We start from the raw sequence: 23,765 nt of genomic DNA, 5'->3' as shown, positions 1-23,765 counted from the left end.
GGTCCGGCCGGACCGGCAGGTCCATCAGCAGGTCGGCAGCGTTCCTTCGTCCTGTTCACCGGCGCGGCGGCGGCAGGTGGGGTTCAACCCGTTTCAGACCGCGTTTCACGGCCTCACGCCAGATCTCGCCCGTGGTGAGCACCTTGGCGGCGTAGTACTGGTACTCCTCCAGCGCCTGAGGGCTGCAGCCGGGCCGGGAGGGGCGGTTGGGTCTGGCCTTGGGGTGACGTTCCTTCCAGTCGCGTAACTTCCCGACGGCCTCCTTGCTGGTGTTCCAGCAACCCGCCTGCACGGCGATGAAGAGGTCGATGGGCAGGGCCACGGTGATGCTCTCCGGCCAGCTGCCCTGCGGCGACCCGGGCAACCGGCCCCGGGACTGGTGGGGGAGCCCGTACCGCTCCAGCCCGTCCCATCCCCGCTCGGTGACCTCCTGGGCGAGTGCGCCCGTGATGAGCGCGCGCAGGCTGTCGGTCAGCACTCCGCGACGGCGCTGCTCGTCCTTCTCCTCGGCCCACCTCGATCTGCACGCTGCGGCTTCCCGCGAGGTCAGGCCAACGATGGCGGTCATGCCGAGCGCGCGGACACGTTCGGCCTCGGCGGCGAAGTACGGCTTGAGCCTTTCCAGCTTCTCCTTCGTCCCGAACTCCACGCTCATGGTGACGGTCCTGAGGCCGAGGAAGGTGCGCGCCGTGGTCATGAGGCACCTCGGCCGATCACAGCAGCTCCTTGGGCGTCCCGGGCCGAGGCCTGGCCGTACAGCTCGCGAAGTCGTCGCACAGCTCGGTAGCGGTGCGTCGACACAGTCGCCTGCGTCATCTTCAGCCTGTGCGCCACCTGGGCCACCGAGAGCCCGTCGAAGTAGAGCAACCTGATGACGGTCTGCATGGTCGGGGACAAGCTGGAGATCTTGAGCATCAGTTCCTGAGCGGCGAAGCTGTCGGCGACGACGTGGTCGGCCGGCCGCTCGGCCTCCAGGATCTGGTCCAGCTCCTGTGGTTCCCCGATCAGGATTTCCCGATGGCGTCCTTTCTGGTGATCGATGATGGCGTTCCTGGCCATCACCTTCAGGTAGCTCTGTACGCGCTCGACAGGAACCTCCTGCCTCCGCCGGGCGTACCGCTCGATCACGAGGGATACGAGATCGTCGGCGGTATCCCACTTCATCCCCTGGGCCCGCATGAACGCGTACAGGTATGACCTGTGCTCCGCCACCTCGGCGAAGGCCCGATCCCTCGCGCTGCGGACGAGCTGATCGGACGAGACGTCCTGCGCACCGTGCGCGGGCAGGGCTGGTGCCCCCTCCGCAGAAGCGGACGGGGCACCAGCCGGCCGAACATCAGCCGACACGGATCAACCGAAGACGGCGCGCAGCCCACCGGACTGGCGGGTGAGCACCACCCGCTCCGGCAGCAGCTGCTTCAGGCGGCAGCCGATCGAGCGGAGCATGCCGAGCGTCAGCTCGAAGCCCAGGAGGGCGATCGCGACCGCGAGCGCGCTCTCCAGGGAGTCGTTCCAGTCGATCGTCTCCTGCACAATGCGGACGATCTCGATCACGATGATCGTGACCGAGACGCCGCGCCGACCGCGGCGCTGCCACGGCTTCTGCTCCACGACGCACGCGGCGGCCTCGGCGGCCACCCTGCGGTTGATGGTCTTCTTGCTCATAGCGGGGGTGGTTCTCCTTCGGGTGCACGCATCGGATCTACGAGCTCCGGCCTCGGGTGGACCTGGGAAGAGCACCGGGCTCGCAGATTTTGGTGACGGCAGACTCCCACACCCCGCACACACCGCGCATGGGCCGCAACAGCACGTGACAACTTGGAGGCAAGTTTGGATGCGGCTGGTCAGCAGGCATCGAGGTGCGCGGCGAAACCGTTCTGCGGGCGGCTCGAGGTGAGCGATGCCACGTTGTCCGCTTCGCGCGGGAGTTATACGGGTCCACCGCCGGCTCTTCCCAAAGCGGCGGCGGACCCGGAAGGAAGACACCCCCGCTAGAGAGGTCTTCGCTATGTAGGACTGGCCTAGGCCACGAACAAGACACAAATGTGACGTAGGTCACGCTGGTGGGTCTGTCGCTCTCCGTATGGTGCCTGACAGCCTTCGCCCTTCACTCTCCCCGGTGAATCTCACGAGGCGACAACCTCTGGCCTACCTCCTGCGGGTGACACCGTGTCGGTGCCCCTCCCTACCGTCCGAACCGTTCCCCTCCGCGCGCCCCTGCAGCGCCCGACGAACGGTGGTGACCTTCCTTGTCCCTGACTGACGGGCTGCGTAGCCCCCACTCGCCCCTGCGCCGGTTCCTGGACCGCGAACTGTCCGCCGGCCCCGGCCCGCTGCGGCAGAACTACCGCGCCCAGCACCGCACCGACCACGTCCTACTCCCGCCTCCCGGCGTCGGCACCGAGGCCGGCAACGTCGGCACGGCCATCGACCAGCGCCTGCGCCTGGCCTTCACCGCGGCCGCGCCCGTCGACGAGGCCTCCCTCATCGGCATCGAGCTCGCCGGCCGGTTCGGCGGCCACGGCGAGGGTTTGCGGATGCGTGCGGTCGGCAACGAGCTCGCCGCCCGCCTGACCGAGACCGTCCAGTACCTCGACCTCGACAACCGCGACCTGCCCCTCGACCGGGCCCAGGACGAGGAGGAGGACCTGGCCCGCATGCTCATCGCCGCGGCCTGGTACCAGGTCCTGGCCCGCACCTCCATCGGCTTCGCCTTCACCCCGCTCGCCAGGGCCGCCATGGAGGACCCCGACGCCTTCACCCTCACCCGCCTACTGGAACTCCCGCACCCCGACATGGTCGATGACGTCGTCGACCAGCTCCACAAGGCCGCCCGCAGCTCCCTGCAGGACCTACGGGTCCGGACCCGGGCCGAGGACTGCCACGGCGGCCCGACATTCGCCGGCGCCCGCATCACAGCAGACGCCGACCTCGTCGCCGACGGCCTGCTGCTCGACTTCAAAAGCACCCGCCACCCACTCAAGGAGATGTCCCAGCGCACCGCCTGGCAGCTCACCGGCTACCTCCTCCTCGACGCCGCCGACGCCTACCGGATCGACACCGTCGGCCTCTACCTCACCCGCACCGGCGTCCTCGCCACCTGGCCCGTCGAAGACTTCCTCGACCTCCTCGGCGCCTGCCGCCGCGACCTCACCGAACTGCGCGCCGTCTTCCGCGAACTGCTCAACGGCTGCCACGGCTACGCCGACGCCCCCTACTTCACCACCCAGAAAGACGTCGACCACGTCCGCAGGCTGCTGGAGCGCCTGGCCCCCGTCGCCGCTCCCGGCTGCTGCCCGACCTGCCTCCAGCCCCTGCCCCAGGCCACCGGCCACGTCCGCAAGTTCTGCACCACCCGATGCCGCGCACGGGCCCAAGTCCTGCGCAACCGCGGACTGATGCCCGGCGGACCACGCCCCCTGCTCCCCGGACCACGCCTCCCGCGCCCCGACCTGTCCGACGACGCGTAGGTATGAGGCTTACAAGCTGTTCTCCCAGGTAGACACGCTGAAAGGTGAAGCTGTGAGGGAGGGATCTCGCGCCGGGCTGTCCACCACTACGGCCCGGCCGGAGGACCCACCTGCACGTTGCTGCGGCCGAGCTGCCACCGGCCTGGATCGGCCTGGTGGAACGCGGGGAAGCGGTGCAGGAGCCGACCGAGCCCGTCCATCTGCCGCTGGTGCGGCTCCGCCGCCGGCGAGGACAGCCGCTCCAGGATCGCGGTCCGGGTCAGCGGCTCCGGGGAACGGGCGAGTGTACGGGCGACCTGGGAGAGCAGGTCGACGCCCGGCGCACCGTGCTCGACCTCCTTCCACGCCGCTTCGTGCTTCTCGTGCTCGAAGAAGGGCGTCCCGAAGACCATCGCCAGGGTCTTGCCGGCCTCCTTCCACGCCGTCCGGGCCTCCGGCCGGATCCGTCTCCGAAGCCCGTGCGCGCCGATGCCGACCGCGGCTGCGGTGACCGCCGCAGCAACGGGGTGCGCCCAGGCGAGGCGGGCCAGCCGGGCCGCTCCGCCGCCGGCGTGCAGGGTGAGCGTGATGTTGGCCCGGACCCTGGCCTCGGCGCCGCCGAGTTTGCCGAGCCCGGCCCGTACCTTGCGCCAGTCCTGGGCCGCGATGCCGTGCCGGATCAGGTCCCGGTCCTCGGCGAGCAGTACCACGGGCCCGATCAGGCCCGTGAGCTGAGCGGCGCCGATGTCGCTGAGATCCTCGTGGGCGATCTTGTCGGCGGCCGGGGTCATCGGCAGGCCGGTGGTGGGCACGACGTGCAGCAGCGGTATGTACTCCCGCCACCACAGTTCCTCGGCAGCACGGAAGTCGAATGCTCCGCCCTCTCTCTTGCGGTCGGCGAGCACGCGGGGTACCTCCGCCCACACGTAGTGCGGGATGAAGCCGCGCAGCGTGCCGTACTGCATTCCGGCCAGGATCGAGGAGGGCTCGCCCCGGCCAAGGGCCGAGACGATGTCGGAGGTGAGGACCGAGGTGTCGAAGACGCCCAGACGGAACGATCCGGCGAGAGGCGGGGTGACCTGGCTGTTCATGACCGGAGACTAGGCCTTTGGTAAGCCCGATGATGAGCGTTTTCCACCGGCGCTCCGTGACCGTCCTGGCCGCCCGGGTCCGCACCGCGCACGCCGCCCGCATCTGGATCCCCCTCGGCCACGGCTCCTGGGCGGCGTACTGCCAGGCGGAGTTTGACATCAACCCCGCCTACCGTGCCCGGCACAGTCAGATGCCGAGCGCGATGGGCATCGGATGAGGGGCTACTTGAACAGCGGCACCAGAGCGACAACGGTGCCGGCCACCGTTGCCAGACCCACAAGGACGCCACCGATACGGCGACCGGTCGTACCGAAGAGCCCCGGCTCCTCATCAGCGGCCGGGACGACACTAGGACGTGTCTGATAATTGATCTTGTGGTGGGTCGTGGTGAGCTGACGGATGTGGCGTGGGAGCGGATAGCGCCGCTGCTGCCGGGTGTTGACGGGCGAGGTCGTCCGTGGCGGGATCACCGGCAGGTGATCAACGGGGTGTTGTGGCGGTTGCGGACCGGTGCTCCGTGGCGTGACCTGCCGGAACGCTATGGGCCGTGGCAGACGGTCTATGAGCGGTTCGCCCGCTGGGAGGCTGACGGGACCTGGACCCGCCTGCTCGAGCAGGCCCAGGTCCGGGACGACTCCGTCGGAACCGTGGAGTGGACGGTTTCGGTCGACTCCACGATCAACCGAGCCCACCAGCACGCCGCCGGAGCCCGCAAAAAGGGGCGGCGACAGGTGACGAACTGGAAGATCCGGCATGCGCGACGGCTGGCGAGGCGCTCGGCCGGTCCCGCGGTGGGCTGACCACCAAGGTCCATCTCGCCTGCGACGGGCGTGGTCTGCCCCCGGCCGTCGTCGTCACGCCCGGCAACGTCAACGACTCCACCGTCTTCGAGAAGGTCATGGACGAGGTGAGGGTGCCCCGGACCGGCGCCGGGCGGCCTCGCCGCAGGCCCGAGGCGGTCATCGCGGACAAGGCGTACTCGTCCCGGGCGATCCGTCAGTCCCTGCGGCGCAGGGGCATCCGGGCGGTGATCCCGGAGCGGGCGGACCAGAAGGCCAACCGTGTGCGGCGAGGTCAGGCCGGCGGCAGGCCGCCGGCCTTCGACCGAGAGCTTTACAAGGCCCGCAACGTGGTCGAACGCTGCTTCAACCGACTCAAGCAGTTCCGCGCGATCGCCACCCGCTTCGACAAACTCGCCGACCGCTACAAGGCCGGACTCCACCTCGCCGCACTCATCCTCTGGCTCCGCGAACCCACCCAAGATCTTTTGTCAGACAGTGCCTAGGAGCAGCACCTCGACCGCGACGGCAAAGACCTCGTCGGCGACGAGCGCGGCCTGGCCGAGCTCGCCGAATGGGAGCGGATCGTGCAGCTGCTCACCACCACCGGTGGCGTCTACGACCCCGGGGGCGACGCGGTCGTCCAGGACGAGCTCGTCGCCGAAACCGCGGCCGCCGCCGCCCGGGAGGCCGAGCAGGAAGCCGTCCAGCGGATCGAAGTCCGCGCCGACGAGCTCCAGGCGCTCGCCGAGGCCGGCGCCCTGCACCGGGCCGGCCCCCGCCCGGGAGACGAGGAGGCCCGGGACGCGCTCGCCCGGCGCCCCGACTGGTTCCTTCTCCAGGCCGACATCGACACCTGGCTCGCCCACGCCCTGGCCACCGGCCGCGGCCACTACGCCGACCCGGCCGTCCGCAACGACGCCGGCCTCCTGCCCGAGCCGGTCCGCGTCCACGCCGCCCTGCTCGCCGCGCTCCACCGCCTCGCCCCCGACGCCGACCTCGACGAGCTCGGCTTCGCGGCCCGGCTCACCACCGCCGACCCGGACGCCGCCCGCGAACTCACCACGTTCCTCACCCGCGCCACCGACACCACCGGGGGCCGGGGGTAAGCGGGGACCAGCCCCGCGAGGTCGCCTACTGGCAGGAGACCGGCTGGACCGGGACCCGCTGCGAGGCCCTGCTCGCCGACGGCACCGTCGAAGCGTGGACGGAGCCGCCCTTCGGCGAGACCCGCTACCCCGGCGAAGACGACCCGGACCACAACCCGATCTGCCACTGCCCCACGCCCTTCCCGGCCGCCTTCTGCCTGGAGTGCGCCGGCTGCACCGCCACCTGTGGTCAGTGCGCCTGCCACCACCCGACCGTCGTACTCACCAGACCGGTCCGGCCCGTGGACCTGTGAGGCAGGACCGGTGAATCCCCTGGTGGTCGTGCGTCCTGTGAGCTGTGAGGCAGCCTCCGGCCGACGGCGGTCAGCCCGTGTCCTCTGACAGGGAACCTGGACCGATTGCCATCGAAGTTGGACCATCACGGTTGGTCGCCCGGTTCTCCTAATCTGGCTGAATGATCGCCGACGACGCTTCCGATGGCCTGCTTGTCCGGGTGGGGAACCCTGGGGGCCAGGCGGTGCATCTGCTGTTCTCCGAGCCCACACGGCCCTACGGAGAGGATCCGACCCTCGACTTCATCGTGCGGGCCCGCGGCCGATGGGTGAGCGTCGAGACCTCGGTTCGGACCTGGGACGGCGACGGCCTCGACTCGTTCCTCTCTTCCCTGGCGGAGGACTTCCGCGGCTGGCAGGGAGCGCGGACCTGGCACTCCCTCGAGTACGACCTGACCCTCTCGGCAGAGCACCGGTCTGGCGGCTATGTCCATCTGACGTGGGGTATCCACGACCGGCCACCCGCCGAGGAGTGGCACTTCGAAACGACCACGGTGCACGCCGCGGGCGAGGACATGCGGCATCTCGCCGCCCAGATCCACGCCCTTCTCATCAGCACGGCTCAATAGCCGAAACGCCTGGTACCTCGCGGACCGGTCCAACTTCGTTGGCAAACGGTCCAACATCACTGTCAGAGGACAGCCCGGTCACCGGCAATCGCTCAGGATCCATAGATGACCACGGAGCGTTATACTCTTATGTGTCACGCTGCCTGTCACACCGACTGGGTGCCGCGTGACACCCGCGCTCTATATGCCCAGAATTGGACGGCTTTCCGGGTCGGGAATCCCCTCTCCAGAGGACACCTCGGCCGGGCAGCGTGACACATAAGAGTAGAGAGCCGCCCTCGGCTCATCCTTTACTCTCCGTGCCCTTAGGGGTCGGCCGCTCCCCGGCCCGGCCGTGAACCGGACCGGGTGGCGGGCGGGAGGGAAGGGCGGCTTCGCGCGGGTCGGCCGCAGCGCCCCGGGCCGGTCCGGCGGTAGCCGGGCCCCGGCGGTGGGCAGCCTGCCCGGGTGACAGCGCACCCCCTCACCGACCAGCCCCGCCTCCTGCCGGCCGACCCGGCCTGGATCCTGGAGGCCGAGCCCCTCCAGACCGTCCTGGGCCTCGCGGCCCGGGCCGCGGAAGTCCGCCCCGAGCCCTTCCGCCCGCTCCACACCACCGCCTACGACGCGGCCGCCGCCCTCCTCGCCCAGAGCGTCGCGGCCGTCGTCCTGCACACGCCAGACAACGAACGCCAGCGGGTCCTGCCCGTGCCCGTCTACCAGCTCCAGGCACTCACATCCGTACGCACCGAGCTCGCCCGCGCCCGCGACGACGAGCCCGGCACCGAGGGCCTGCGCAACCTGATGCTGTTCTACGGCGGCTACATCGACCAAACCCCCGAGAGCCTCCTCGCCCTCCTCGACCGCGCCCTCCTCGACCGCGCCCTGGCCGTCCTCGCCCTCGACCTGCCCGCCGTCCACACCGTCGCCCTCGCCCTCCTGGCCCGCCGCACCCCAGACCCCGACGCCTACGCGCAGATCGCCGCCGCGTGGAAGAAGGCCGGCGTCGCTCCCTGACGCCCGGGAGCGCGGCACCAGGCGCACGAGCACGGCGCCGACGGACGGGTCGACGGTGGTGCTCCCCGATGGCGGGCTGCAGCAGGCCGGCTAACCGGAGAGCGATGACACTCGGCGCCGGAGGGGCTCCGATTTCTGAAGACCTCGATGTGCGAACAGTCGGCCACCGCCAACCGGTTCGTCCTCGCCGCGCGGCCGTCGCCTGATACCGCGGCACGACCGCCGACGCGCGCGGATCACGTTCTCCGACGCCGCCGCCAAACAGCTCGAAGCCCTCACCGACGAGGCCAGACTCCACGCCCTCGACCGCGCCCTGGTCGTCATCTCCATTGACCCCGGCATCGGCGAACCGATCCCCGGCAGCACCACCGGCCCCCAACTCCTCCAGTACGCCGACGAGGTCGAACGCGTACGCGTCCTGTACTTCGTCACCGCCCTGAAGACCGTGGTCGTCGTCGCCTACATCAAGGTCTAATTCTTGATCAGTCTGGAGCCTCTTGGTAAAGCCCGCTCCAGTCAGCGATCAACAGCAGCCCCTGAGCGCCTCGACGTCCTGCTTCGGAAGACCTTCCTGACAGAGTCGCTCCGACTGCGGAGCCGACGGTCGTGACAGGACTCAGTCGCTGCCACGACGGGGCAGCGACTGAAGCAGAGCTACCGTCACTCAGTTCAGTCGCTAAGAAAAACCCCAGGTCAGGACGCTCTGCGCATGTCGCTAGCGACTGAAGCGACTGAAGCTCTACATATCGGCTGCGCAGATCGCGCGTGTGCGTGTCATATATAGGCGTCTACAGTCGCTTCAGTCGCTACTTTGCCAGATGCGAGGCTTTGACCTGGGGTTTTACCCAGCTACCCAAAGCAGCGACCGAAGCGACTGAGTCACTCCCCGACAACTTCGGTCGCTGCCGCATTCCTTCTCGCGACTCGCCTGTCTTCAGGGGTGGCTCGATCGAACGGGCGTCTTCGCTAGGCTGTGTTCGTTGTTGAGTCGCTTGAGTCGCTTTAGGGGGAACGAAATGCCTGCTGACCTGCAGGTTTCTTCCAGCGACTCAACAGTCACTGGCTCGAAGAACACACCACCAGATGCGCTGACCCTTGCCCGCTGGTGCGCCAGCCATGGCTGGCCGGTCCATCCCTTGGCCCCGGGAAAGAAGACCCCGGCAGCTAACTGTCCGGCGTGCCGCACACCCGGGCATAGCCACCAGAGCTGTCCTTGCAGGACTGAGGGCCGCTGGTGCCACGGATTCCACGCAGCGACCCTGGACACGAACCGCATCCAGCAGTGGTGGGGCCCCCGCCCCCAGATGGGCGTCGCCGTAGCCTGCGGGCTGGCCAACCTCGTCGTCATCGACATTGATGCCCACCCCGCTGCTCCCCCCGACAGGAACTGTCTCCTTCCCGGCATCACCATCGCCGAGGACATCGACGTCTCGCAGATGACCACCGGCTTCCACACCCTCGCGGTCCTCGCTGCCCTTCGCGGTCAAAAAAGTCCTGCCGACGACGACACCACCCTCCGCGTCCGCACTCCCTCGGGCGGCCTGCACATCTGGTACCGCACCACCGACACCCGCCGCTGGCAGTGCTCCTCAGGATCCGGCAAAAACCGTGCACTCGCCTGGCAAGTCGACATTCGTGCAGAAGGTGGCTACATCATCGCCCCGGGCACCACCACCGAAGCAGGTACCTACACCCCGCTCGGAACCGTCCGCATCCCTGCCCCACTCCCGGCATGGCTCACCCAGGAACTCCAGCGCACCCACCACCTGCCCGCCGCCCACATCTCAGCCCCGCGCCCCGTACCCAGCCGCGCCCGCCAAGCCGTCATCGCCGCCCGCCACAACGACAGCCCCCTCATCACCACGCTCAGCACCGTCCTGGCCGAGGTCGCCGACTGCGCCAGCATCACCGAAGGCGCCGGGTTCTCCGAAAAGCTCAACCGAGCCGCCTACACCGTCGGAGGCCTCGTCGCCGCCGGCCACCTCACCGAACAGGCCGCGTACGACACGCTCCTCGAAACCGCCCGGCACGCCCGTCCCGGCCAGGAACGCCGATCCGAAGCCATCATCCGCAGCGGCATGACCGCAGGCGCCCGACGTCCCCTTCACCCCGGGAGCCGCTCGTGACCACCCCTGTCGGCGGTGAGCCGAACATGCTCTTCGACTTCGACCCCCACGGCATGGCCGCGCAGATCCTCGCCAGATCCCACCCCACCCTGCCCTCCCCGCAAATCGGCCAGCCCCACCCCCCCGCGGCAGGCGGGGCGACCTCACACGGCCTCCTGCCCGACTCCCTCACCGACCGCGGCAACGCCAAGCTCTTCGTCCGCCTCTACCAGGCCGACTTCCGCCACGTCCCCGGCCTGGGCTGGTACCGCTGGGACACCACCCGCTGGCAGGTCGACGAAGACGACTCCGTCCTGTGGGCCGCCGGCGAGATCGGCGAACACCTCGCCACCACCGACCCCACCGGCGAGCACACCCCAGAAACCCTGCGCAAGCACCGCCGCCGCGCACTGAGCACAGCCGGCATCAACGCCATGCTCACCCAGGCCAAATCCGCCCCCGGCATGGTCCTCAAAGCCGAACACCTCGACGCCGACCCCTATGCCCTGTGCACTCCCGCCGGCATCGTCGACCTCCACACCGGCCTGGTCCGCACCCCCGACCCCAACAAAGACTTCCACTCCCGCTCCACCACCGTCGGCCCCACCGCCACGCCGATCCCCAGGTTCCTGCGCTTCCTCACCGACACCTTCGGCGACGACACCGAAGGCACCGAGATGATCGCCTTCCTGCAACTCCTCCTGGGCTACTCCATCACCGGCGACGTCGGCGGCCAGGTCATGCCCTTCCTCTTCGGCGCCGGAAAGAACGGCAAATCCGTCCTCCTCGACGTCTCCATGAAACTCCTGGGCGACTACGCCGACGCCGCCCCGCCCGGCTTCCTCATGGCCCGCCTCTACGAAGGCCACCCCACCGACCTCGCCGAGCTCCACGGCCGCCGCGTCGTCGTCTGCTCCGAAGTCAAACCCGGCGACAAGTTCGACGAAGCCCGCGTCAAACACCTCACCGGCGGCGACCGCATCAAAGCCCGCCGCATGCGCCAGGACTTCTTCTCCTTCAACCCCACTCACAAACTCTGGCTCCTGGGCAACCACCGCCCCGAAGTCGGCACCGGCGGCTTCGCCTTCTGGCGCCGCATGCGCCTGATCCCCTTCGAACGCACCGTCTCCGACGACCGGCGCATCGACAACCTCGCCGACATCCTCGTCGCTGAAGAAGGCCCCGGCATCCTCAACTGGCTCATCGACGGCGCCCGCCGATACCTGGCCGGCGAGAAAGACCTCACCGGCCCCGACAAGGTCCGCATCGCCACCACCGCCTACGCCGAAACCGAAGACCACACCGGCCGCTTCTTCGACGAAGCCTGCCTCCTCGGCCCCGACTACCGCACCGAACAAAAAGCCCTCTACGACGCCTACCGCGCCTGGTGCTCCAGCGAAGGCTGCCTCACCCTCAGCAACCGCACCTTCGCCGCCCGAGCCCGCGAGCTCCTCGGCCTGTCCTCCCCGAAAGAGATGATCTTGTCGAATTCGAGGAAGCATTACCCTGGCATCGGACTGCTCGCCCAAGAGGAGACGGCATGAGTTCCCTGATCAGCGAGAACGATCTCAAGCACGAGACCGACCTTGTCTGGCTTGAGGACATCACCCGCCTCGACTACGTCCGCCAGAGCCTCGACCGCCTGCCCACCCGCTCCGGCAAACCCGCCTACCACCGCGACGGACGCATGGTCGGCTACGCCATCCTCGGCCCCGGCGCCAAAGCCTCCCGCGCCTCCGGAACCTTCCGCCGCCGCGTCTTCTGGCTCCTGCCACACGACCGCGACACCGAACCCGAAGGCCTCTACGCCAGCTCCGCACCCGCCGAAGCCATCGACCCCGAAACACTCCAGCCCGCCACCAAGGGCCGCAAAACCGAACGCAGCGAAGGCGGACCCCCCTCCAGCGCCATGCAGGAACTCGGCATAAGCCTCCCCCTCTGACCGCCCACGCCACAGCGACTCAAGCGACTCAGAAACCAACATCCTGGCCCAGCCGCTACGTCCCCGGCTGGACATACTCATGCCTTGGTGTCAGCGGGCAGACCTGAGCACAGTCCATCTCCTCCCACTCCACAGGCAAAGCCGTGTAGAGAAGCCTGGGTCTTCATGCTCACGCGCACAGACATCCAGATGGAAGCCCCCGACAGTGCAGCACGCAAGGAAGCGCCCCAGCGACTGAACAACCAGACACCTGCAAACGTAAGGTGCCGAACTGAAATGCCAAGTCAGAGGGGGTACTGGCGTCGGGTAAGCGACTCAAGCGACTGAAGCCCGCACATAAGACCAAGGCCTCAGCACCAGGTCTGTCCGGTGCGGAGAATGGGCGCTTCCCATTCATGCGAGTAAGCCCCTCCTTCCATTCAACGGCGCATCCTCCGTAGAGACGCCTCGTTGGCCTGGTGGCGGAAGGGGGCGAAGTGGTGCGGGATGTGAAGGTGCTGTCGGCGTGGATCCGGCGTCGGTATCGCGAGGGTGCGAGTCTCGCGGTGGTCGCGCGGGAGCTGGGGGTGTCGAAGAGCACTGTGCGGCGTCATGTGCCGGCACAGGAGCGGCGGGATGCTGCGGCCGCTGCTCGGCAGCGGCACCGCGTCCGGGCGGAGACGCCGTACGAGCAGGCCCTGCGGGCGCAGGTGGTGCGTCTTTACGGTTCGGGGATGCCGCAGCAGCGGGTGGCGGCCACGCTGGGGATCTCGGTCGAGGCGGTGGTAGCCCGGCTCGAACCGGAACAGCGCCGTTCGAGGCAGGAAGCGACCCGCCTCGCCGTCGAGCAGCAGAGCGAACTCCTGCCACTGGAGGAGGTCATCGCCCGGTATGCGCAGGGCGCGACCATGGTCGAGCTCGGCCGGTTCTACGGGGTGCATCCCTCCACGATCCGCCGCAGGATCCCCGACGACCTGATCCGCCCCCGCGCCCGCACCCCGCAGCCCCGGCCTCGGTCCCGGCAGGTCTTCACCGAAGAGGAGGTCCGCCGCCGGTACGCGGCGGGGGAGAGCGCCTCCGCGCTCGCCCGCGAGTTCGGTGTCTCCCCCCACACAATCCGGGCCCGGATCCCCGACGCCGACTGGCGCGCCCGCACGCCCGGGGAAGCCCCCGCTCCGTCGCCTCGTCCTGCGCAGCCGAAGACGGGAGGCGTCCGGATGGTGCTGGCGCTCTCGGACGAGGAGATCCTGGTCCGCTACCGGGCCGGGCAGTCGGCGACCGCGATCGGCCACGCGGTCGGCGTGGACTGCCGCACGATCCTGCGCCGGATCACCTCGACGCCGTCGTAGTACGAGCCCCACTTCCCACCTGACAGCTTGCAGCCGGCCGTGACGTCCGGTTCCTGGACGGCTTCGGCGAGGAGGACTTCGTTGCGGGTGTTGCAGCCGTCAACAGGGTCGAGGCCGGTGTTCCAGTGTCGGAAGGAGGTGCGGGTGTAGCCGGTGCGGTCCTCGTCGGCGAGGGGGAGTCGGCCGACGGCGTCCTCCAGCGGCAGCACCGCCGGAACTGGCACCACCGCCGCAGTCGCGATTGTGGTCGCGGCGGCGGCGGCGGTGGGGGAGGGTGAGCGGGGTCAGGGCGAGGCAGAATGCGGCAGCGCCGCGCAGCAGGTTGGTGATCACGCCCGTAGGCATAGCGGACCCAGGCCCGCGAACACGCCGGGCCCGGAGTGCTCATCGACCCCGCAGAGCGCCGGAGTCCGGTGGAGAAACGCTCCGCCTGAACGTGCTCGGGTTCACCTGCAAGGAGGCGACCGTACGAGGCCATCCCTCATCTGGAGGACTCAGCGCCAGGTGAGGTGTTCGTAGTGCAGGAGGCGGGCGCGGGCGGCCTTCTCCGTCGCGCCGAGGGCTTCGGCGATCGTGTCCATCGCCTCGTCGTGCTCACGGGCCAGGGCCCGGGCGGCCTCGGGGCCGGTTTCGGCGACGATCGTCTCCAGCTCCTCGCAGGCCTTCAGCATCACCGCGTATCCGCGCGCCGAATCGTCCTCCAGCCACAGCCGGTCCAGCCGCTCGCGCACCTGTCCCAGCAGCCCTGCGAGGTCCTCGGGCAGCGTCACCGCGCGTCTGGCGACCTCGTCGAGGTGCGCCTTCCACTCCGTGTACGGGCCCGAGGTGTCGTAGGCGTCGGGGTCGTCGTCCTCGCGGACCTTCTCCCAGTCGATGACGTACGTCTTCGTGCCGCGCCAGCCGCATGCGCACCGGCCCCGCATCGAGACGGCGGTGGGCCGGCGGAAAGTGCCGTCATAGTGCCACCAGGACGTCGACTCGTGGAAGGTGCTGCCGCTGCCCAGGTCGAAGAAGACCGGGCCCGGCTCGCTGCCGTCGGCCAGCAGCACCCCGACCGCGCCCTCATGCGACTCGAAGCCCTCCCGCCGCCACCCCTCCCGCACTCCGTACACCACAACACCCCTTCCACCTCGACACCGGCGCCCCGGGCACTGAGCCCGGGACTTCTGCGAACCACGATGCGCAGCAACCACCTTTTCCCGCAGCCGGATCGCGTCATATTCCACAGGCAGATGTAGTGCGTACCGGTGGCGCGCGCCCCTGGGGCCGGGGCCGGGATGATCGGGACGAGGCCGCAGCGGCGCGCGTACCGTGAGGGGTGACGACCCGCCAGGAGGATTTCGATGAGCGCGCAGCCCGGCTACCACGCTCCCGTCCCGCCGTACGCGCCCGCCCCTGGTACCCCAGCCGAGCTCCTCGCCCGGTTGCGGGGAAGTGAGCGTGCGCAGCGGTGGGTGCCGGCCTGCACCGCGACGTTCTCCGGCGGCACAGTGTCTTTCGACCACGCAATGGGGGTACCCCCGCGCGAGCTTCTCGCCGCCGTCGGTACTCCCGTTCCTGTCACAGTCCACCTGCCTGGGATTTGGCTGTCCCCGAACCCACAACCGCAGGGAGGTTAAAACAGTCGTCTGTGCGCCACTCGCGCCCAATCGATCATCCAGTCGGCGACCTGCGGAAAGACAGCTCTGATCACATTGGCCCCCGGTAGTTGCGCTTCCCCTCCTCAGGTGGTGTGCCGGATGGTGCCGCTGTCCCGGGTCCACTCGGACAGGACACGGCGGACACCGTCGCTTTCCTCGACGAGCGTGATGCGGGCGGTGGGGTGCGCGGAGTAGGTGTAGACCCACTCCTCAAATGTGCCGTCCGCCGTTTCCTCCCGCTCCCATGTGCCGGTGACGGCCGGCCCGTCCGGCGGCTGGAACTGGAGCGACACGTGGAAGGTCATGGCTCGAGCCTACGCAGCGCCTGACCTGCGCTGTCAGTGGCGGGTGCGAGGCTGGACGCACACCCGGACGCAGGAGGAAACAGGCCATGGCGAAGCAGGCGAGCAAGAGTTTCAAGATCGGTTGGCGGCTGGGCGACAGGGCCGGGGCGTCGGCGGTCTCCTACAGCGACTCGGCCCTGGAGCGCTACATGCAGCTCAAGCGCGAGGAGCTGGGCGAGGGCGCCGAGGTGGAGTCCTATGAGGTCAAGCTGGGCGAGCAGTAGCGCGGTTTCACAAACCGGCCCCTGCCTTAAGGGCGGGGGCCGGGTCACAGTTCCTCGGGGCGCAGGTCGCGCTCCCACCGCCAGACGCCGTCGGTGTCGGGCCGGTAGAGGGACCGGCCGCCGGGGTAGCGGCCGTGGTCGCTGATGATCGCGATCCACGGGTCGGTGTCCTCGGGGTCGACGCCGATCCGCTGTCCGTCCAGGGGGCCGCCGTGCAGCTCGACTGTGCTCATCGGCTCACCGTATCCGCCCGGCGCCCGACACCGGCAGCACTCCTCCCCGCCGGGGCCCTCCTCGACGCGCGGTCCCGCCCCGGCGCCGCCGAGGCGCCGGCACGAAGCTCCGCCCCGACCTCCTGGGAGACCCCGTGACCACTGCCGACCGGATCGCCTCCGCCGCCGCCCCCATCGCCGCCGCGCTCGCCGCCCTGGGGGAGTACAGCACCCACGTGCCCACCGCAGACGTGCTGATCTCCTATACCCGTACCGGATGCATCGTGCGCGTGGCCGACCGCCGGGCCGACCACCGCGAAGAGATCGAGGAGACGTTCAGCGCCGCGTTCCTCGCCGCCGGATGGGAGGTGACCTACCGCCAGACCGGCGGCCTCGGCATGGCCCACCCCTCGACCCTGACGCGCCTGAGCCTGCCCTGACGGCCCCCGCCCCCGGCCCGGGACGACCGTGAGAGAGTGCGAGCATGCCGACATGACCTGACCTCCCCGCGTGCTCCCCCGCCGGATGCGTGCTGCCGATGAGCCACGCGCGCCGGGGGTGCCCCTTCACCGGCAGGCAGGCCACGGCGGAGGAGATGCGGGACGAGATCCGCAGCCACCAGGCGGCCGATCTGGCCAGAGAGTGGACGCTCGTCGGTGAGTGGGTGAGCTGACCCCCGCCCCGCGAACAGCACGCCCTGTCTCGTTGCCTGTTGCATCCTTAGGGACGCAACGGGCAACTCATTCCGCGGAGTTGGCCGGGCCGCAATCGTGGTGGGCATGCAGACCACACACCTCCCCGGGCGAGGCCTCGTCGTCGCCGTCATCTCCTCCATCGGTGTCCGCCACGACGGCGCCCACGACCTCGTCACAGACGGCCTGTACCTCGACCTACGCCGCGCGCTGCGTAACCCCGCCGACGATCCGGCGATGCGCTACCGCACCGGCTTGGACGCCGACGTCCACGCCCACGTCCATGCGACCCCCGGCGCCCTGGAGGTGATCCTCCGCACCGCCGTCCAGCTCTGCGCCCTGGCCGACGAGACGCCCGTGGGCCGCCTCGTCCGGCTCACGGTCGCCTGCCAGGGAGGCCGGCACCGCAGCGTCGCGGCCGCGGAAAGCGTCGGCCGCCTGGCCTGGAAGGCGTGGGGCGGGGCGTACGGCGTCGACATCGAGCACCACTACATCGACCACCCCGTCCTGCGCTCCTCGACCCCGGCCTGACCCGCCTCCTCCTCGGCCGCGAGCGCCCGCCCGGACCCGGGCGGGCGCTCCGCCGTCCCGGCTCCGTCGACCCCGCCGACCCGCTCTTGCCGGGCCCGTCGGCGCCCCGCCCTTCATCGGGTCCGTTACCCGATAGCCGTCTCGCGCGGGTGGTCATTGGGTATTCACGCCTCGCGGATCCGCCCCGCCGTGCAGGCTCGACCGTGGAACGTTGCGCGGAGGAGGCCTGCGGTGCTTGATACGGAGCGGTACGAGGATCTGAGGGAAGTCGTCGCCGCCAGGGCGATCATGTGCGTGGAGGGGGAGGGCCCGCTCCAGTACACCGGAGCCATCACCCGTCCGGTGCTGCTCCTGCCCGAAGGCGCGCCGGAGGCCGTGTGGGTCCACGCGAAGGCGCCGCGGGACCGCGCCGCAGCAGTGGAGGCCCTGTACACCGCGCTGCACCTGGCCACTGCCCACGGCCCGCGCCCGCACCGCCTGGCCGACGCAGAAGACCTGATCGTGGCCGAACTCGCGCGTACCCCGCGCCTGGTCGTCGTGCTCGGCGCCCACGAACTGCGCACCGCCGCGCTGGAGATGCTCTACGGGATGTGGGCGCACCAGGTGCCCGGGGGGTTCGCGTGGGTCCTGGCCGGCCGGAGCGGGAAACTGGAGAGCGTCCTGGCGCGCCCGGCCCTGGCGAGCCTGCGCTCCTGTGTTCTCCTGCGGCATCGGGCGTAGGACTACAGCCCCCGGGCGGGCGCTCCGACGCCCTGCGGTCGTCGGCCTGCCGGTCACTCGTCACGGTGGATCCGGGCCGCGCCGCCCCCGGGGCGCGCCCCCTCTGCGGGAGCGTGGCCCCATGCACCCCCGCCATACGCTCCTCGCCGTCCTGGCCGCGCTCCTCGCCACCAGCGGGTGCGTGGCCGTCTCCCACGCCCCTGCTCCTGGAGCTCCGCCCCGGCCGGCCGCGCTCGCGCCCGCAGCCGCCCGCCCGTCCCGCTCCCGACGCCGGCCGCGCCCCGCGAAGCGCTCGACGTCACCGACCCGCGCCCGCCCGCCGCCCCGCCGGGCCCCGCCCCGGCGAAGGCCGCCCCCGCGCCCGCGACCGCCGCCCCGGGCGCGCGCCCGACCGCCCGGCCCGCCGCTGCCGGGCCCACCCGCCGGACCGCGCCGACGACCCGGCGCCCGGCGAAGAAGAGCACCACGAAGAAGCGCACCGCCAGGACCATTCCCCGCACGGCCGCCAAGCCCCGCAAGCACCCGAAGAAGCTCACCACCCCGCGCCGTCAGCCGACGACCGGGCAGGCGCGGGAGATGCGCCAGCTCTGCCGCCAGGCGCAGCAGCTCCAGGCGCCCATGGGCGCGGTGGAGTTGTGCCGCAGGACGTACGGGCGCTGAGCGCACCGCACAGCCGGGCGCGGTGTCTCGGCTCCGCGACAGCGGCGGGGCGCGATATGCGATGTGCCGGCTTCATGACGGTGAGGTCATGACAGTGACGGGTGGCCATGAGGGGTTTTTCTTGCAGGTCTTTGGCTTATGGCAACGGTTAGTCACTGACATGAAGTGGTGTGTGGTGTTCTGGTGGCTGACATGACGTGGCACATCCCTAAGCGGCCCGCTGTCATGTAGGCGGCACATCACCAGCCACGGACCGGCCCGTCGGGTGCACTCTGGCGAGGGCCGCGCTACATATGTAGGTGGCGCACGGATATGAAACTAACGGATCACAATCAGTTGGTTGCGATGACTATGAGAATGACGAGGAAAGCAACGACGACAGCGAAGCACCCATAAATGTTCTGTACAAAGCGTTCGCTTTTTGCTTTGGATCTTCCGAAGTCGTAATACAGAAGGGCCCGGTTGGCTGCAAGAGCGGTGCCGCATCGTCGACAGGTTTGCGTATTTACATAGTGCAGATGGACCGTGATGGGCGCGGAGCCGCATTTGGGGCATTCGACGTCAACGGTGAAAATTTCTCGTCGTGAGAGTATGCGCGGCTTCACCGGTCTCGGCCATGCGAGGTGAGCAGGCGGGGGCGGCGGCATGTTGTTCAGGACGCCGCAGACGGTGCACTTCCACCCCTGCGCGGTTTCGCCGTCATGCATCGTCTTGCAGGTTCGGCACAGCATCAGTCGGTCTCCAAAGAAGGCTAGGAGGGGGCGCCCGAACTGCTCTGGTCAGTCACTGTGCAGGTGGGTCGCGGTGGTGGTGAGGAGGCGTTCCCAGGTGCGGGGGGTGTGGCCGTGGAGGTCTGCGAGTTCGGCGGCGATGCGGCTTTTGGGGGTGCCGGGGGGCGCGGTGGCGAGGGCCTGGGCGGCGATGGCGAGGCGGGGGTCGCCTTCGTACGCGTGGGTCTTGCGGGGGCCTTGGGGTTCGCCGGCGCGCCGGCCGCCGCCTTTGCCGCGGCCGGGGGCGTTGTCGCGGCGGTCGTGGACTTCGTGGCGGGGCCAGAGGCGGGCGCCGTAGCGGGTGGTGCCGGGGGAGAGGTAGCCGTGGGCGGCGTAGGAGCGGACGGTGGCGGTGCTGATGCCGAGGAGGGTGGCGGTTTCCTTGTCGGTCAGCAGGTCGTCGGGGTGTTCGCCGGCGGGGAGGGCGGGGATGGGTTTGCCTGCGAGGTAGGCCTCGGCCTGGGCGAGGTCGTAGAGGAGGAAGCGGCTGTCGGGCAGGAGGCTGGGGACGTGTTCGCGGAAGGCGGGGGCGTCGCGCCGGCGCCAGGTGGGGAAGGGGACGCCGGCGCGGGCGGCGATGTCGGCTTCGTTGATGACGGGCCGGCTGCGGGGGATCACGTCGTCTCCTCGAAGGCTTATGGACCGGCGTGGGGCCGGGTATCGTGAAGGTGCAGGAGCCCGGTCTTTCCGGGGTCTGCGATGGTTCGAGGCCGGCGGTGTGCCGGACCGCTTTGGGCGGTCCTCCGCCGGCCTCACCCGTTCCCGGGTGTGACACTCCCAACGTTACATCATTTCGATACCGCATGGGGGTGTGAACCCTTCACCGCTGCCCGAGTTGTTCCGCCAGCCACGCGTTCGCCTGCCGTCCGCTGCGCAGCCGTACGACGCGGACGCCCAGGGCGGCGGTCTCGGCGACCTGCCGGGCGTAGCGGGGGCGGTTGTGGCGGTACTTGCGCACGGCGGTGCGCAGCAGGGAGCGCCGGCCGAAGAACGCGCGGTTCCACGTCAGCCGCCGTGCCTGCGCGCTGGTGTCGAGGCCGGCGAGCTGGCGCAGGCTCCGGTACACGATCCGGCGCACCACCAGGGCGAGCGGCAGGTCCAGCCAGACCAGCACCTGCGCCCGGTGCCAGACCACGTCCGCGAGCTTCGAGTAGTTCCCCTCCACCACCCACGCCTGCCCCCGCGTGATGCGTTCCGCCTCTGCACGGAATTCATCGAGCGAAAGCGGCCCGGAATCGGTGAAAAGAACCTCGTCCAGGTCCGTATGCGGAAGCCCCAGCGAAGTGGAAATCCTCCTCGCAATCGTCGATTTACCGCTCGCCGGAGGACCGGACAAAGCCACCTTCTCCACAGGAATTTCCCCTCTTCCCGCCCGGGACGCTGCATGCACCCTGAGCGGAAATCGATTATTCCTCACCGGGCGCAGACATGTCGCCTTTCTGTCCGGAATCGAAACCGGCCGGGATGCGCGGTTTCCCGCACGGCGAGCCGCCGCCCGCATCCACCACCGCCCCGCTGCGTAGGCGGCGGCGCGCCGCCGGCGGTGCCCGGGGCGCGGCACGCTCCGGGCACCGCGCACACCGAGCACGCCCCACCCCGCCCCTCCCGTCCCGCGCGCTCCCGGCCCCCCGCGCCGTCCAGTTCCGCGAACCACCGGCCGGAGGGCCCTTCGGGGAACAAGAGCCCGGTCCTTCCCGGGGCCGGGTCCAGTCCTTCGCTCACCTCGCCACGGGGCGCACCCGCTCCCCCTGGCGCACAGCGGCGCAGCAACGCCCAAAGGCCGGCGGCGCGCGCCCAGATGCCCCAGGAGGCGGGTACCGGCCAGGCGAGCGCGGCGCAGCCCCGGCAGAGCGGGTCGGGGCCGCCGGGCGGGTGCGTGGTGGTGGGGTGTGGCGCAGCTCTGGCCGGACCGGCTCCGCGCAGCCCCTGCCGCACCCCGGCCAGAACTCCACCACACCCCACCACCACGCACCCGCCCTCCCCGCCGTAGCGGACCAACGGTGTTTCCAGGCGCGGCGAAAGCGCAGCTCTACAGGGGGCGGAGTGCCTGACGGCCCTTGAAGCCGGACCTGACGGCCCGGCGCCTGCCTGGCGGCAGGCGGGGCGCGGTCTCGCGCCTGGCGGCGCGGGCAGAGCACGGCGCGGCGGACTTCCGGTCGGTAGCGGGGCGCATCGAAGCCGCTTACCGGGCGCTCCGTCTCGCGGCAGCAGGCTGCGGAGCGCCTGCGGTGTTCCAAGGGGTGTGGCGTTCTTCTTCCCCGCGCAGCGGGTTCCCCGCTGCGCGGGCGGGCCGCTGCGCGGCCCTTGGGGGCCGGGCGCGGTGCGCCCGGCAAGAGGGGTCGGGTGCTGCGCGTCCTGTTGCTTCTTCCCCGCGCAGCGGGTGTCCCCGCTGCGCGGGCGGGCCGCTGCGCGTCCCGTGGGGGGCCCGGCGCGGTGCGCCGGGGGGTTGGGGAGTGGGGGCCGTTCCGCTGCGCTTCACGGGCCGCTGCGCGGTGGGGCCGGGCGCTGCGCGCTTCGGCGTGGGGGCGGGGGACTGGCTTTGATCTGCGGTTTTCCATAGACACGGAGATCAGAAGTGCGCTAATCTTGTTCTTGTCGGAAGGGGCGGCACACCCCGACCGGCAGCCATCGCATCCAACCGAAAGGAAGGCCCACCGTGGCCCGACCGCTCCTGCCCCAGCACATCGAGGACGCCCGCAAGGCCGTCCCCGTGCTCGACTCCCTGCCCGCCAAGGGCTACCCCGGCTACATCAGCCGCACCGGCCAGCTCCGCACCGTCGGCCAGCTCTACGACCGCACCGACGTCTTCGGGCACATCTCCCTCTCCCCCGACGAGGCATACGCCCTCACCAACAAGAAGGCCCCCCACGCCCTGTACGAACTCATGGTCATCTCCGCCGGAACCTCTCAGCGCCCCGGCCTGCACGACCACTCCGCCGCCTTCGTCCAGGGACTCGGTGTCATGGCCGACACCTTCGCCCACCACTGCCACACCTACGACCTCACCCCCGTCGTGTCGTGGAGCTACGACCCCCACACCCTCGACCGCGAATCCATCCAGGGAGAAAAGCGCTTCCACGCCCACCTCGTCGGCCGCACCCAGACCGAGCGGGCGACCGTCGCAGCCCACACCGTCCGCGCCGGACAGCTCTCCGCCACCCGCGCCCGCCGCATCGTGGAGGAAGCCTCCGTACTCGGCTCACTCCTGAGCGCCGACGTCGTCGACCCCGACGCCCTGCGCGTCCTCGTCCCCGTCCCGACACTCAGCACCGCCACCGCGACCGCGACCGCACAGTTCGAGCTTCCCGACGGATGGGCTAGCCTCACCGCCCCCGCCCTGCACGACGATCTCACCTACATCCAGCGCAAGCTGCGCAGGACGTACGACGAAATCCTCCGCGCCTGCACCACCAGCCACAGCGGAATGTGGCAGCGGCCCACCATCCGGGAGTTCGACACCGACAACATCAACATCCCCTTCCGCCCCGACACCCGCGCCACCCTCGCCCACTACCTCCGCGCCCTGCGCCCGGAGATCCTGACCGACCGCCGGGGAACGGACCGCACCCGCGACACCCACGTCTACCCGCTTGCCGATCTCGCGTACGCCGTCACCATCACCGAGCAAGCCGGGAAGGTCCACCTGCACCTGCGGGCTAACCTCTTCTCCGACCTCGGCAGAGCCGGAATCAGCATCATCGACGGAGTAATCGTCAAGACGAAGAAGGGAGTGGAAAAGCTCCGCGCCGCAGAAATCGCGAGCCGCGAAACCTTCCAGGCCGAATACCTGCGACAGATCCACCGTCACCCGCTCGCCGCGCGGGTATTCTTCCCCCGCCTGTAACCACCCCACACGGGCCGGGGATACACCCTGATTCCAGAACGTATCCCCGGCCCAAAATAAAGCAGGGCACCCCCATCCGGGGGTGCCCTGCCCATCCGCCAAAGCTACATGCTGCATCAACCTGATGCAGCCGACCACCAAGCCCCGCCCCCACCCCGTAGCCAGCCGCCCGCGAAGCGGGCAGGGCCGGAAGCGCAGCGGACGGCCCATCAGGGCCCGGGAACCGGGCCCCCAGTGGCGCGCAGCGCCACCAACCCCGGGACCGGAGCGCAGCGAAGGCCCCGGGGTTGTGCCCCGGAGAGCGAAGCGAACCGGGGCCCGGGGCTGCGCCCCGGCCCAACCCCCGCGCGCAGCGCGGGGGTTGGCGACCCGCGAAGCGGGTCGCTGCGCTTCATCCCGCGAAGCGGGATGATACCCGCTCCGCGGG

At 70.1% G+C, this 23,765-nt stretch carries 28 protein-coding genes; 18 read left to right on the top strand and 10 right to left on the bottom strand.

Features of this window, described 5'->3' with window-relative positions; translation table 11 throughout:
- Positions 1-55 precede the first annotated feature (55 nt).
- From ACIP5O_RS36195 to ACIP5O_RS36185, 3 genes are read right to left on the bottom strand one after another with little or no spacing between them, the layout of a single operon-like run.
- On the bottom strand, positions 56-697 hold the full coding sequence (locus tag ACIP5O_RS36195; RefSeq protein WP_401301893.1) for a hypothetical protein: 642 nt from the start codon (positions 695-697) through the stop codon (positions 56-58).
- On the bottom strand, positions 694-1,347 hold the full coding sequence (locus tag ACIP5O_RS36190) for an RNA polymerase sigma factor (protein WP_401301891.1): 654 nt from the start codon (positions 1,345-1,347) through the stop codon (positions 694-696). The genes ACIP5O_RS36195 and ACIP5O_RS36190 overlap by 4 nt, the downstream gene beginning before the upstream one ends.
- Before the next feature lie 3 nt (positions 1,348-1,350).
- Positions 1,351-1,665: a hypothetical protein gene (locus ACIP5O_RS36185; RefSeq protein ID WP_401301888.1), complete on the bottom strand. Its 315-nt coding sequence runs from the start codon at positions 1,663-1,665 to the stop codon at positions 1,351-1,353.
- 584 nt (positions 1,666-2,249) lie between these two features.
- Between ACIP5O_RS36185 and ACIP5O_RS36180 the strand changes: the two genes are divergently transcribed.
- A complete protein-coding gene (locus ACIP5O_RS36180; protein ID WP_401301884.1) occupies positions 2,250-3,470 on the top strand; it encodes a hypothetical protein in 1,221 nt (406 codons plus the stop codon).
- 86 nt (positions 3,471-3,556) lie between these two features.
- Here the strand turns inward: ACIP5O_RS36180 and ACIP5O_RS36175 are convergent, their stop codons facing one another.
- Positions 3,557-4,540 carry a PIN domain-containing protein gene (locus ACIP5O_RS36175; RefSeq protein ID WP_401301882.1) on the bottom strand — a complete coding sequence of 328 codons (984 nt, stop codon included), beginning with the start codon at positions 4,538-4,540 and terminating at the stop codon, positions 3,557-3,559.
- Between the two features lie 32 nt (positions 4,541-4,572).
- Here ACIP5O_RS36175 and ACIP5O_RS36170 point away from each other — a divergent pair, with 32 nt between their 5' ends.
- From ACIP5O_RS36170 to ACIP5O_RS36125, 10 genes are all read left to right on the top strand, one after another.
- Positions 4,573-4,758, top strand: a complete 186-nt coding sequence (locus ACIP5O_RS36170; RefSeq protein WP_401301879.1) for a hypothetical protein — start codon at positions 4,573-4,575, stop codon at positions 4,756-4,758.
- 160 nt (positions 4,759-4,918) lie between these two features.
- A protein-coding gene (locus tag ACIP5O_RS36165) for an IS5 family transposase (protein ID WP_401301915.1) occupies positions 4,919-5,826 on the top strand; the annotation gives its coding sequence in 2 pieces (ribosomal slippage) (positions 4,919-5,264 and positions 5,264-5,826; 909 coding nt in all).
- Between the two features lie 81 nt (positions 5,827-5,907).
- Complete coding sequence (locus tag ACIP5O_RS36160; protein WP_401301876.1) at positions 5,908-6,429, top strand: hypothetical protein; 522 nt, start codon at positions 5,908-5,910, stop codon at positions 6,427-6,429.
- A gap of 454 nt (positions 6,430-6,883) precedes the next feature.
- Positions 6,884-7,330 carry a DUF6228 family protein gene (locus ACIP5O_RS36155; RefSeq protein ID WP_401301873.1) on the top strand — a complete coding sequence of 149 codons (447 nt, stop codon included), beginning with the start codon at positions 6,884-6,886 and terminating at the stop codon, positions 7,328-7,330.
- Between the two features lie 447 nt (positions 7,331-7,777).
- Positions 7,778-8,326, top strand: coding sequence for a hypothetical protein (locus ACIP5O_RS36150; protein WP_401301870.1), 549 nt, complete (start codon positions 7,778-7,780; stop codon positions 8,324-8,326).
- Positions 8,327-8,531: 205 nt separating this feature from the next.
- Positions 8,532-8,801: a hypothetical protein gene (locus ACIP5O_RS36145; protein ID WP_401301913.1), complete on the top strand. Its 270-nt coding sequence runs from the start codon at positions 8,532-8,534 to the stop codon at positions 8,799-8,801.
- Between the two features lie 541 nt (positions 8,802-9,342).
- Entirely contained in the window at positions 9,343-10,452 is a 1,110-nt protein-coding gene (locus ACIP5O_RS36140) for a bifunctional DNA primase/polymerase (RefSeq protein ID WP_401301867.1), read from the top strand.
- A 26-nt stretch (positions 10,453-10,478) separates the two neighbouring features.
- Entirely contained in the window at positions 10,479-11,975 is a 1,497-nt protein-coding gene (locus ACIP5O_RS36135; RefSeq protein ID WP_401301910.1) for a phage/plasmid primase, P4 family, read from the top strand.
- Positions 11,972-12,373: a DUF6009 family protein gene (locus tag ACIP5O_RS36130; protein WP_381405802.1), complete on the top strand. Its 402-nt coding sequence runs from the start codon at positions 11,972-11,974 to the stop codon at positions 12,371-12,373. The genes ACIP5O_RS36135 and ACIP5O_RS36130 overlap by 4 nt, the downstream gene beginning before the upstream one ends.
- A gap of 566 nt (positions 12,374-12,939) precedes the next feature.
- Positions 12,940-13,701 carry a helix-turn-helix domain-containing protein gene (locus ACIP5O_RS36125; protein WP_401301864.1) on the top strand — a complete coding sequence of 254 codons (762 nt, stop codon included), beginning with the start codon at positions 12,940-12,942 and terminating at the stop codon, positions 13,699-13,701.
- On the opposite strand, the gene ACIP5O_RS36120 is transcribed toward ACIP5O_RS36125, so the two are convergent.
- The 3 genes from ACIP5O_RS36120 to ACIP5O_RS36110 all read right to left on the bottom strand — a co-directional run bounded on the left by ACIP5O_RS36120 (position 13,608) and on the right by ACIP5O_RS36110 (position 15,646).
- Positions 13,608-13,928 (bottom strand): hypothetical protein, encoded by a 321-nt coding sequence (locus ACIP5O_RS36120; protein WP_401301862.1) that lies wholly within the window; start codon positions 13,926-13,928, stop codon positions 13,608-13,610. The two genes, ACIP5O_RS36125 and ACIP5O_RS36120, sit on opposite strands and share 94 nt — an antisense overlap.
- Positions 13,929-14,195: 267 nt before the next feature.
- Positions 14,196-14,813: a hypothetical protein gene (locus ACIP5O_RS36115; RefSeq protein WP_401301859.1), complete on the bottom strand. Its 618-nt coding sequence runs from the start codon at positions 14,811-14,813 to the stop codon at positions 14,196-14,198.
- A gap of 611 nt (positions 14,814-15,424) precedes the next feature.
- On the bottom strand, positions 15,425-15,646 hold the full coding sequence (locus ACIP5O_RS36110) for a hypothetical protein (protein ID WP_401301856.1): 222 nt from the start codon (positions 15,644-15,646) through the stop codon (positions 15,425-15,427).
- An 86-nt stretch (positions 15,647-15,732) separates the two neighbouring features.
- On the opposite strand from ACIP5O_RS36110, the gene ACIP5O_RS36105 reads away from it, so the two are divergent.
- Entirely contained in the window at positions 15,733-15,909 is a 177-nt protein-coding gene (locus ACIP5O_RS36105; protein WP_401301853.1) for a hypothetical protein, read from the top strand.
- Between the two features lie 44 nt (positions 15,910-15,953).
- Here the strand turns inward: ACIP5O_RS36105 and ACIP5O_RS36100 are convergent, their stop codons facing one another.
- Complete coding sequence (locus tag ACIP5O_RS36100) at positions 15,954-16,142, bottom strand: hypothetical protein (RefSeq protein ID WP_401301850.1); 189 nt, start codon at positions 16,140-16,142, stop codon at positions 15,954-15,956.
- 134 nt (positions 16,143-16,276) lie between these two features.
- Between ACIP5O_RS36100 and ACIP5O_RS36095 the strand changes: the two genes are divergently transcribed.
- From ACIP5O_RS36095 to ACIP5O_RS36075, 5 genes are all read left to right on the top strand, one after another.
- The gene (locus tag ACIP5O_RS36095) at positions 16,277-16,561 is read left to right on the top strand and encodes a hypothetical protein (protein WP_401301847.1); all 285 of its coding nucleotides are present in this window, start codon (positions 16,277-16,279) and stop codon (positions 16,559-16,561) included.
- A 98-nt stretch (positions 16,562-16,659) separates the two neighbouring features.
- Positions 16,660-16,794 carry a hypothetical protein gene (locus ACIP5O_RS36090; protein ID WP_401301844.1) on the top strand — a complete coding sequence of 45 codons (135 nt, stop codon included), beginning with the start codon at positions 16,660-16,662 and terminating at the stop codon, positions 16,792-16,794.
- Between the two features lie 106 nt (positions 16,795-16,900).
- The gene (locus ACIP5O_RS36085) at positions 16,901-17,344 is read left to right on the top strand and encodes a hypothetical protein (protein ID WP_401301841.1); all 444 of its coding nucleotides are present in this window, start codon (positions 16,901-16,903) and stop codon (positions 17,342-17,344) included.
- Positions 17,345-17,575: 231 nt separating this feature from the next.
- A complete protein-coding gene (locus ACIP5O_RS36080; protein ID WP_401301838.1) occupies positions 17,576-18,064 on the top strand; it encodes a hypothetical protein in 489 nt (162 codons plus the stop codon).
- A gap of 177 nt (positions 18,065-18,241) precedes the next feature.
- Positions 18,242-18,724, top strand: coding sequence for a hypothetical protein (locus ACIP5O_RS36075; RefSeq protein ID WP_401301835.1), 483 nt, complete (start codon positions 18,242-18,244; stop codon positions 18,722-18,724).
- A 779-nt stretch (positions 18,725-19,503) separates the two neighbouring features.
- Here the strand turns inward: ACIP5O_RS36075 and ACIP5O_RS36070 are convergent.
- Together ACIP5O_RS36070 and ACIP5O_RS36065 are read right to left on the bottom strand one after the other, a co-directional pair.
- Positions 19,504-20,112: a helix-turn-helix transcriptional regulator gene (locus tag ACIP5O_RS36070; protein ID WP_401301833.1), complete on the bottom strand. Its 609-nt coding sequence runs from the start codon at positions 20,110-20,112 to the stop codon at positions 19,504-19,506.
- A 202-nt stretch (positions 20,113-20,314) separates the two neighbouring features.
- On the bottom strand, positions 20,315-20,659 hold the full coding sequence (locus ACIP5O_RS36065; protein ID WP_401301831.1) for a hypothetical protein: 345 nt from the start codon (positions 20,657-20,659) through the stop codon (positions 20,315-20,317).
- A 1,491-nt stretch (positions 20,660-22,150) separates the two neighbouring features.
- On the opposite strand from ACIP5O_RS36065, the gene ACIP5O_RS36060 reads away from it, so the two are divergent.
- Entirely contained in the window at positions 22,151-23,338 is a 1,188-nt protein-coding gene (locus ACIP5O_RS36060; protein ID WP_401301829.1) for a hypothetical protein, read from the top strand.
- Positions 23,339-23,765: the final 427 nt, after the last annotated feature.

The sequence above is a fragment of the Streptomyces sp. NPDC088915 genome (assembly GCF_044749825.1).
Lineage (GTDB): Bacteria > Actinomycetota > Actinomycetes > Streptomycetales > Streptomycetaceae > Streptomyces.
The sequence above is the reverse complement of the archived record's forward strand: the minus strand, read 5'-3'. Positions and strand labels throughout refer to the sequence as shown.

What these genes read in the sequence shown, in the direction of transcription:
- ACIP5O_RS36090 (WP_401301844.1), top strand. Translation starts at nt 16,660, where the DNA reads ATGAGCCACGCGCGCCGGGGGTGCCCCTTCACCGGCAGGCAGGCCACG.
- ACIP5O_RS36140 (WP_401301867.1), top strand. Translation starts at nt 9,343, where the DNA reads ATGCCTGCTGACCTGCAGGTTTCTTCCAGCGACTCAACAGTCACTGGC.
- ACIP5O_RS36195 (WP_401301893.1), bottom strand. Translation starts at nt 697, where the DNA reads ATGACCACGGCGCGCACCTTCCTCGGCCTCAGGACCGTCACCATGAGC.
- ACIP5O_RS36085 (WP_401301841.1), top strand. Translation starts at nt 16,901, where the DNA reads ATGCAGACCACACACCTCCCCGGGCGAGGCCTCGTCGTCGCCGTCATC.
- ACIP5O_RS36105 (WP_401301853.1), top strand. Translation starts at nt 15,733, where the DNA reads ATGGCGAAGCAGGCGAGCAAGAGTTTCAAGATCGGTTGGCGGCTGGGC.
- ACIP5O_RS36135 (WP_401301910.1), top strand. Translation starts at nt 10,479, where the DNA reads ATGCTCTTCGACTTCGACCCCCACGGCATGGCCGCGCAGATCCTCGCC.
- ACIP5O_RS36185 (WP_401301888.1), bottom strand. Translation starts at nt 1,665, where the DNA reads ATGAGCAAGAAGACCATCAACCGCAGGGTGGCCGCCGAGGCCGCCGCG.
- ACIP5O_RS36155 (WP_401301873.1), top strand. Translation starts at nt 6,884, where the DNA reads ATGATCGCCGACGACGCTTCCGATGGCCTGCTTGTCCGGGTGGGGAAC.
- ACIP5O_RS36100 (WP_401301850.1), bottom strand. Translation starts at nt 16,142, where the DNA reads ATGAGCACAGTCGAGCTGCACGGCGGCCCCCTGGACGGACAGCGGATC.
- ACIP5O_RS36110 (WP_401301856.1), bottom strand. Translation starts at nt 15,646, where the DNA reads ATGACCTTCCACGTGTCGCTCCAGTTCCAGCCGCCGGACGGGCCGGCC.
- ACIP5O_RS36130 (WP_381405802.1), top strand. Translation starts at nt 11,972, where the DNA reads ATGAGTTCCCTGATCAGCGAGAACGATCTCAAGCACGAGACCGACCTT.
- ACIP5O_RS36170 (WP_401301879.1), top strand. Translation starts at nt 4,573, where the DNA reads ATGAGCGTTTTCCACCGGCGCTCCGTGACCGTCCTGGCCGCCCGGGTC.
- ACIP5O_RS36175 (WP_401301882.1), bottom strand. Translation starts at nt 4,540, where the DNA reads ATGAACAGCCAGGTCACCCCGCCTCTCGCCGGATCGTTCCGTCTGGGC.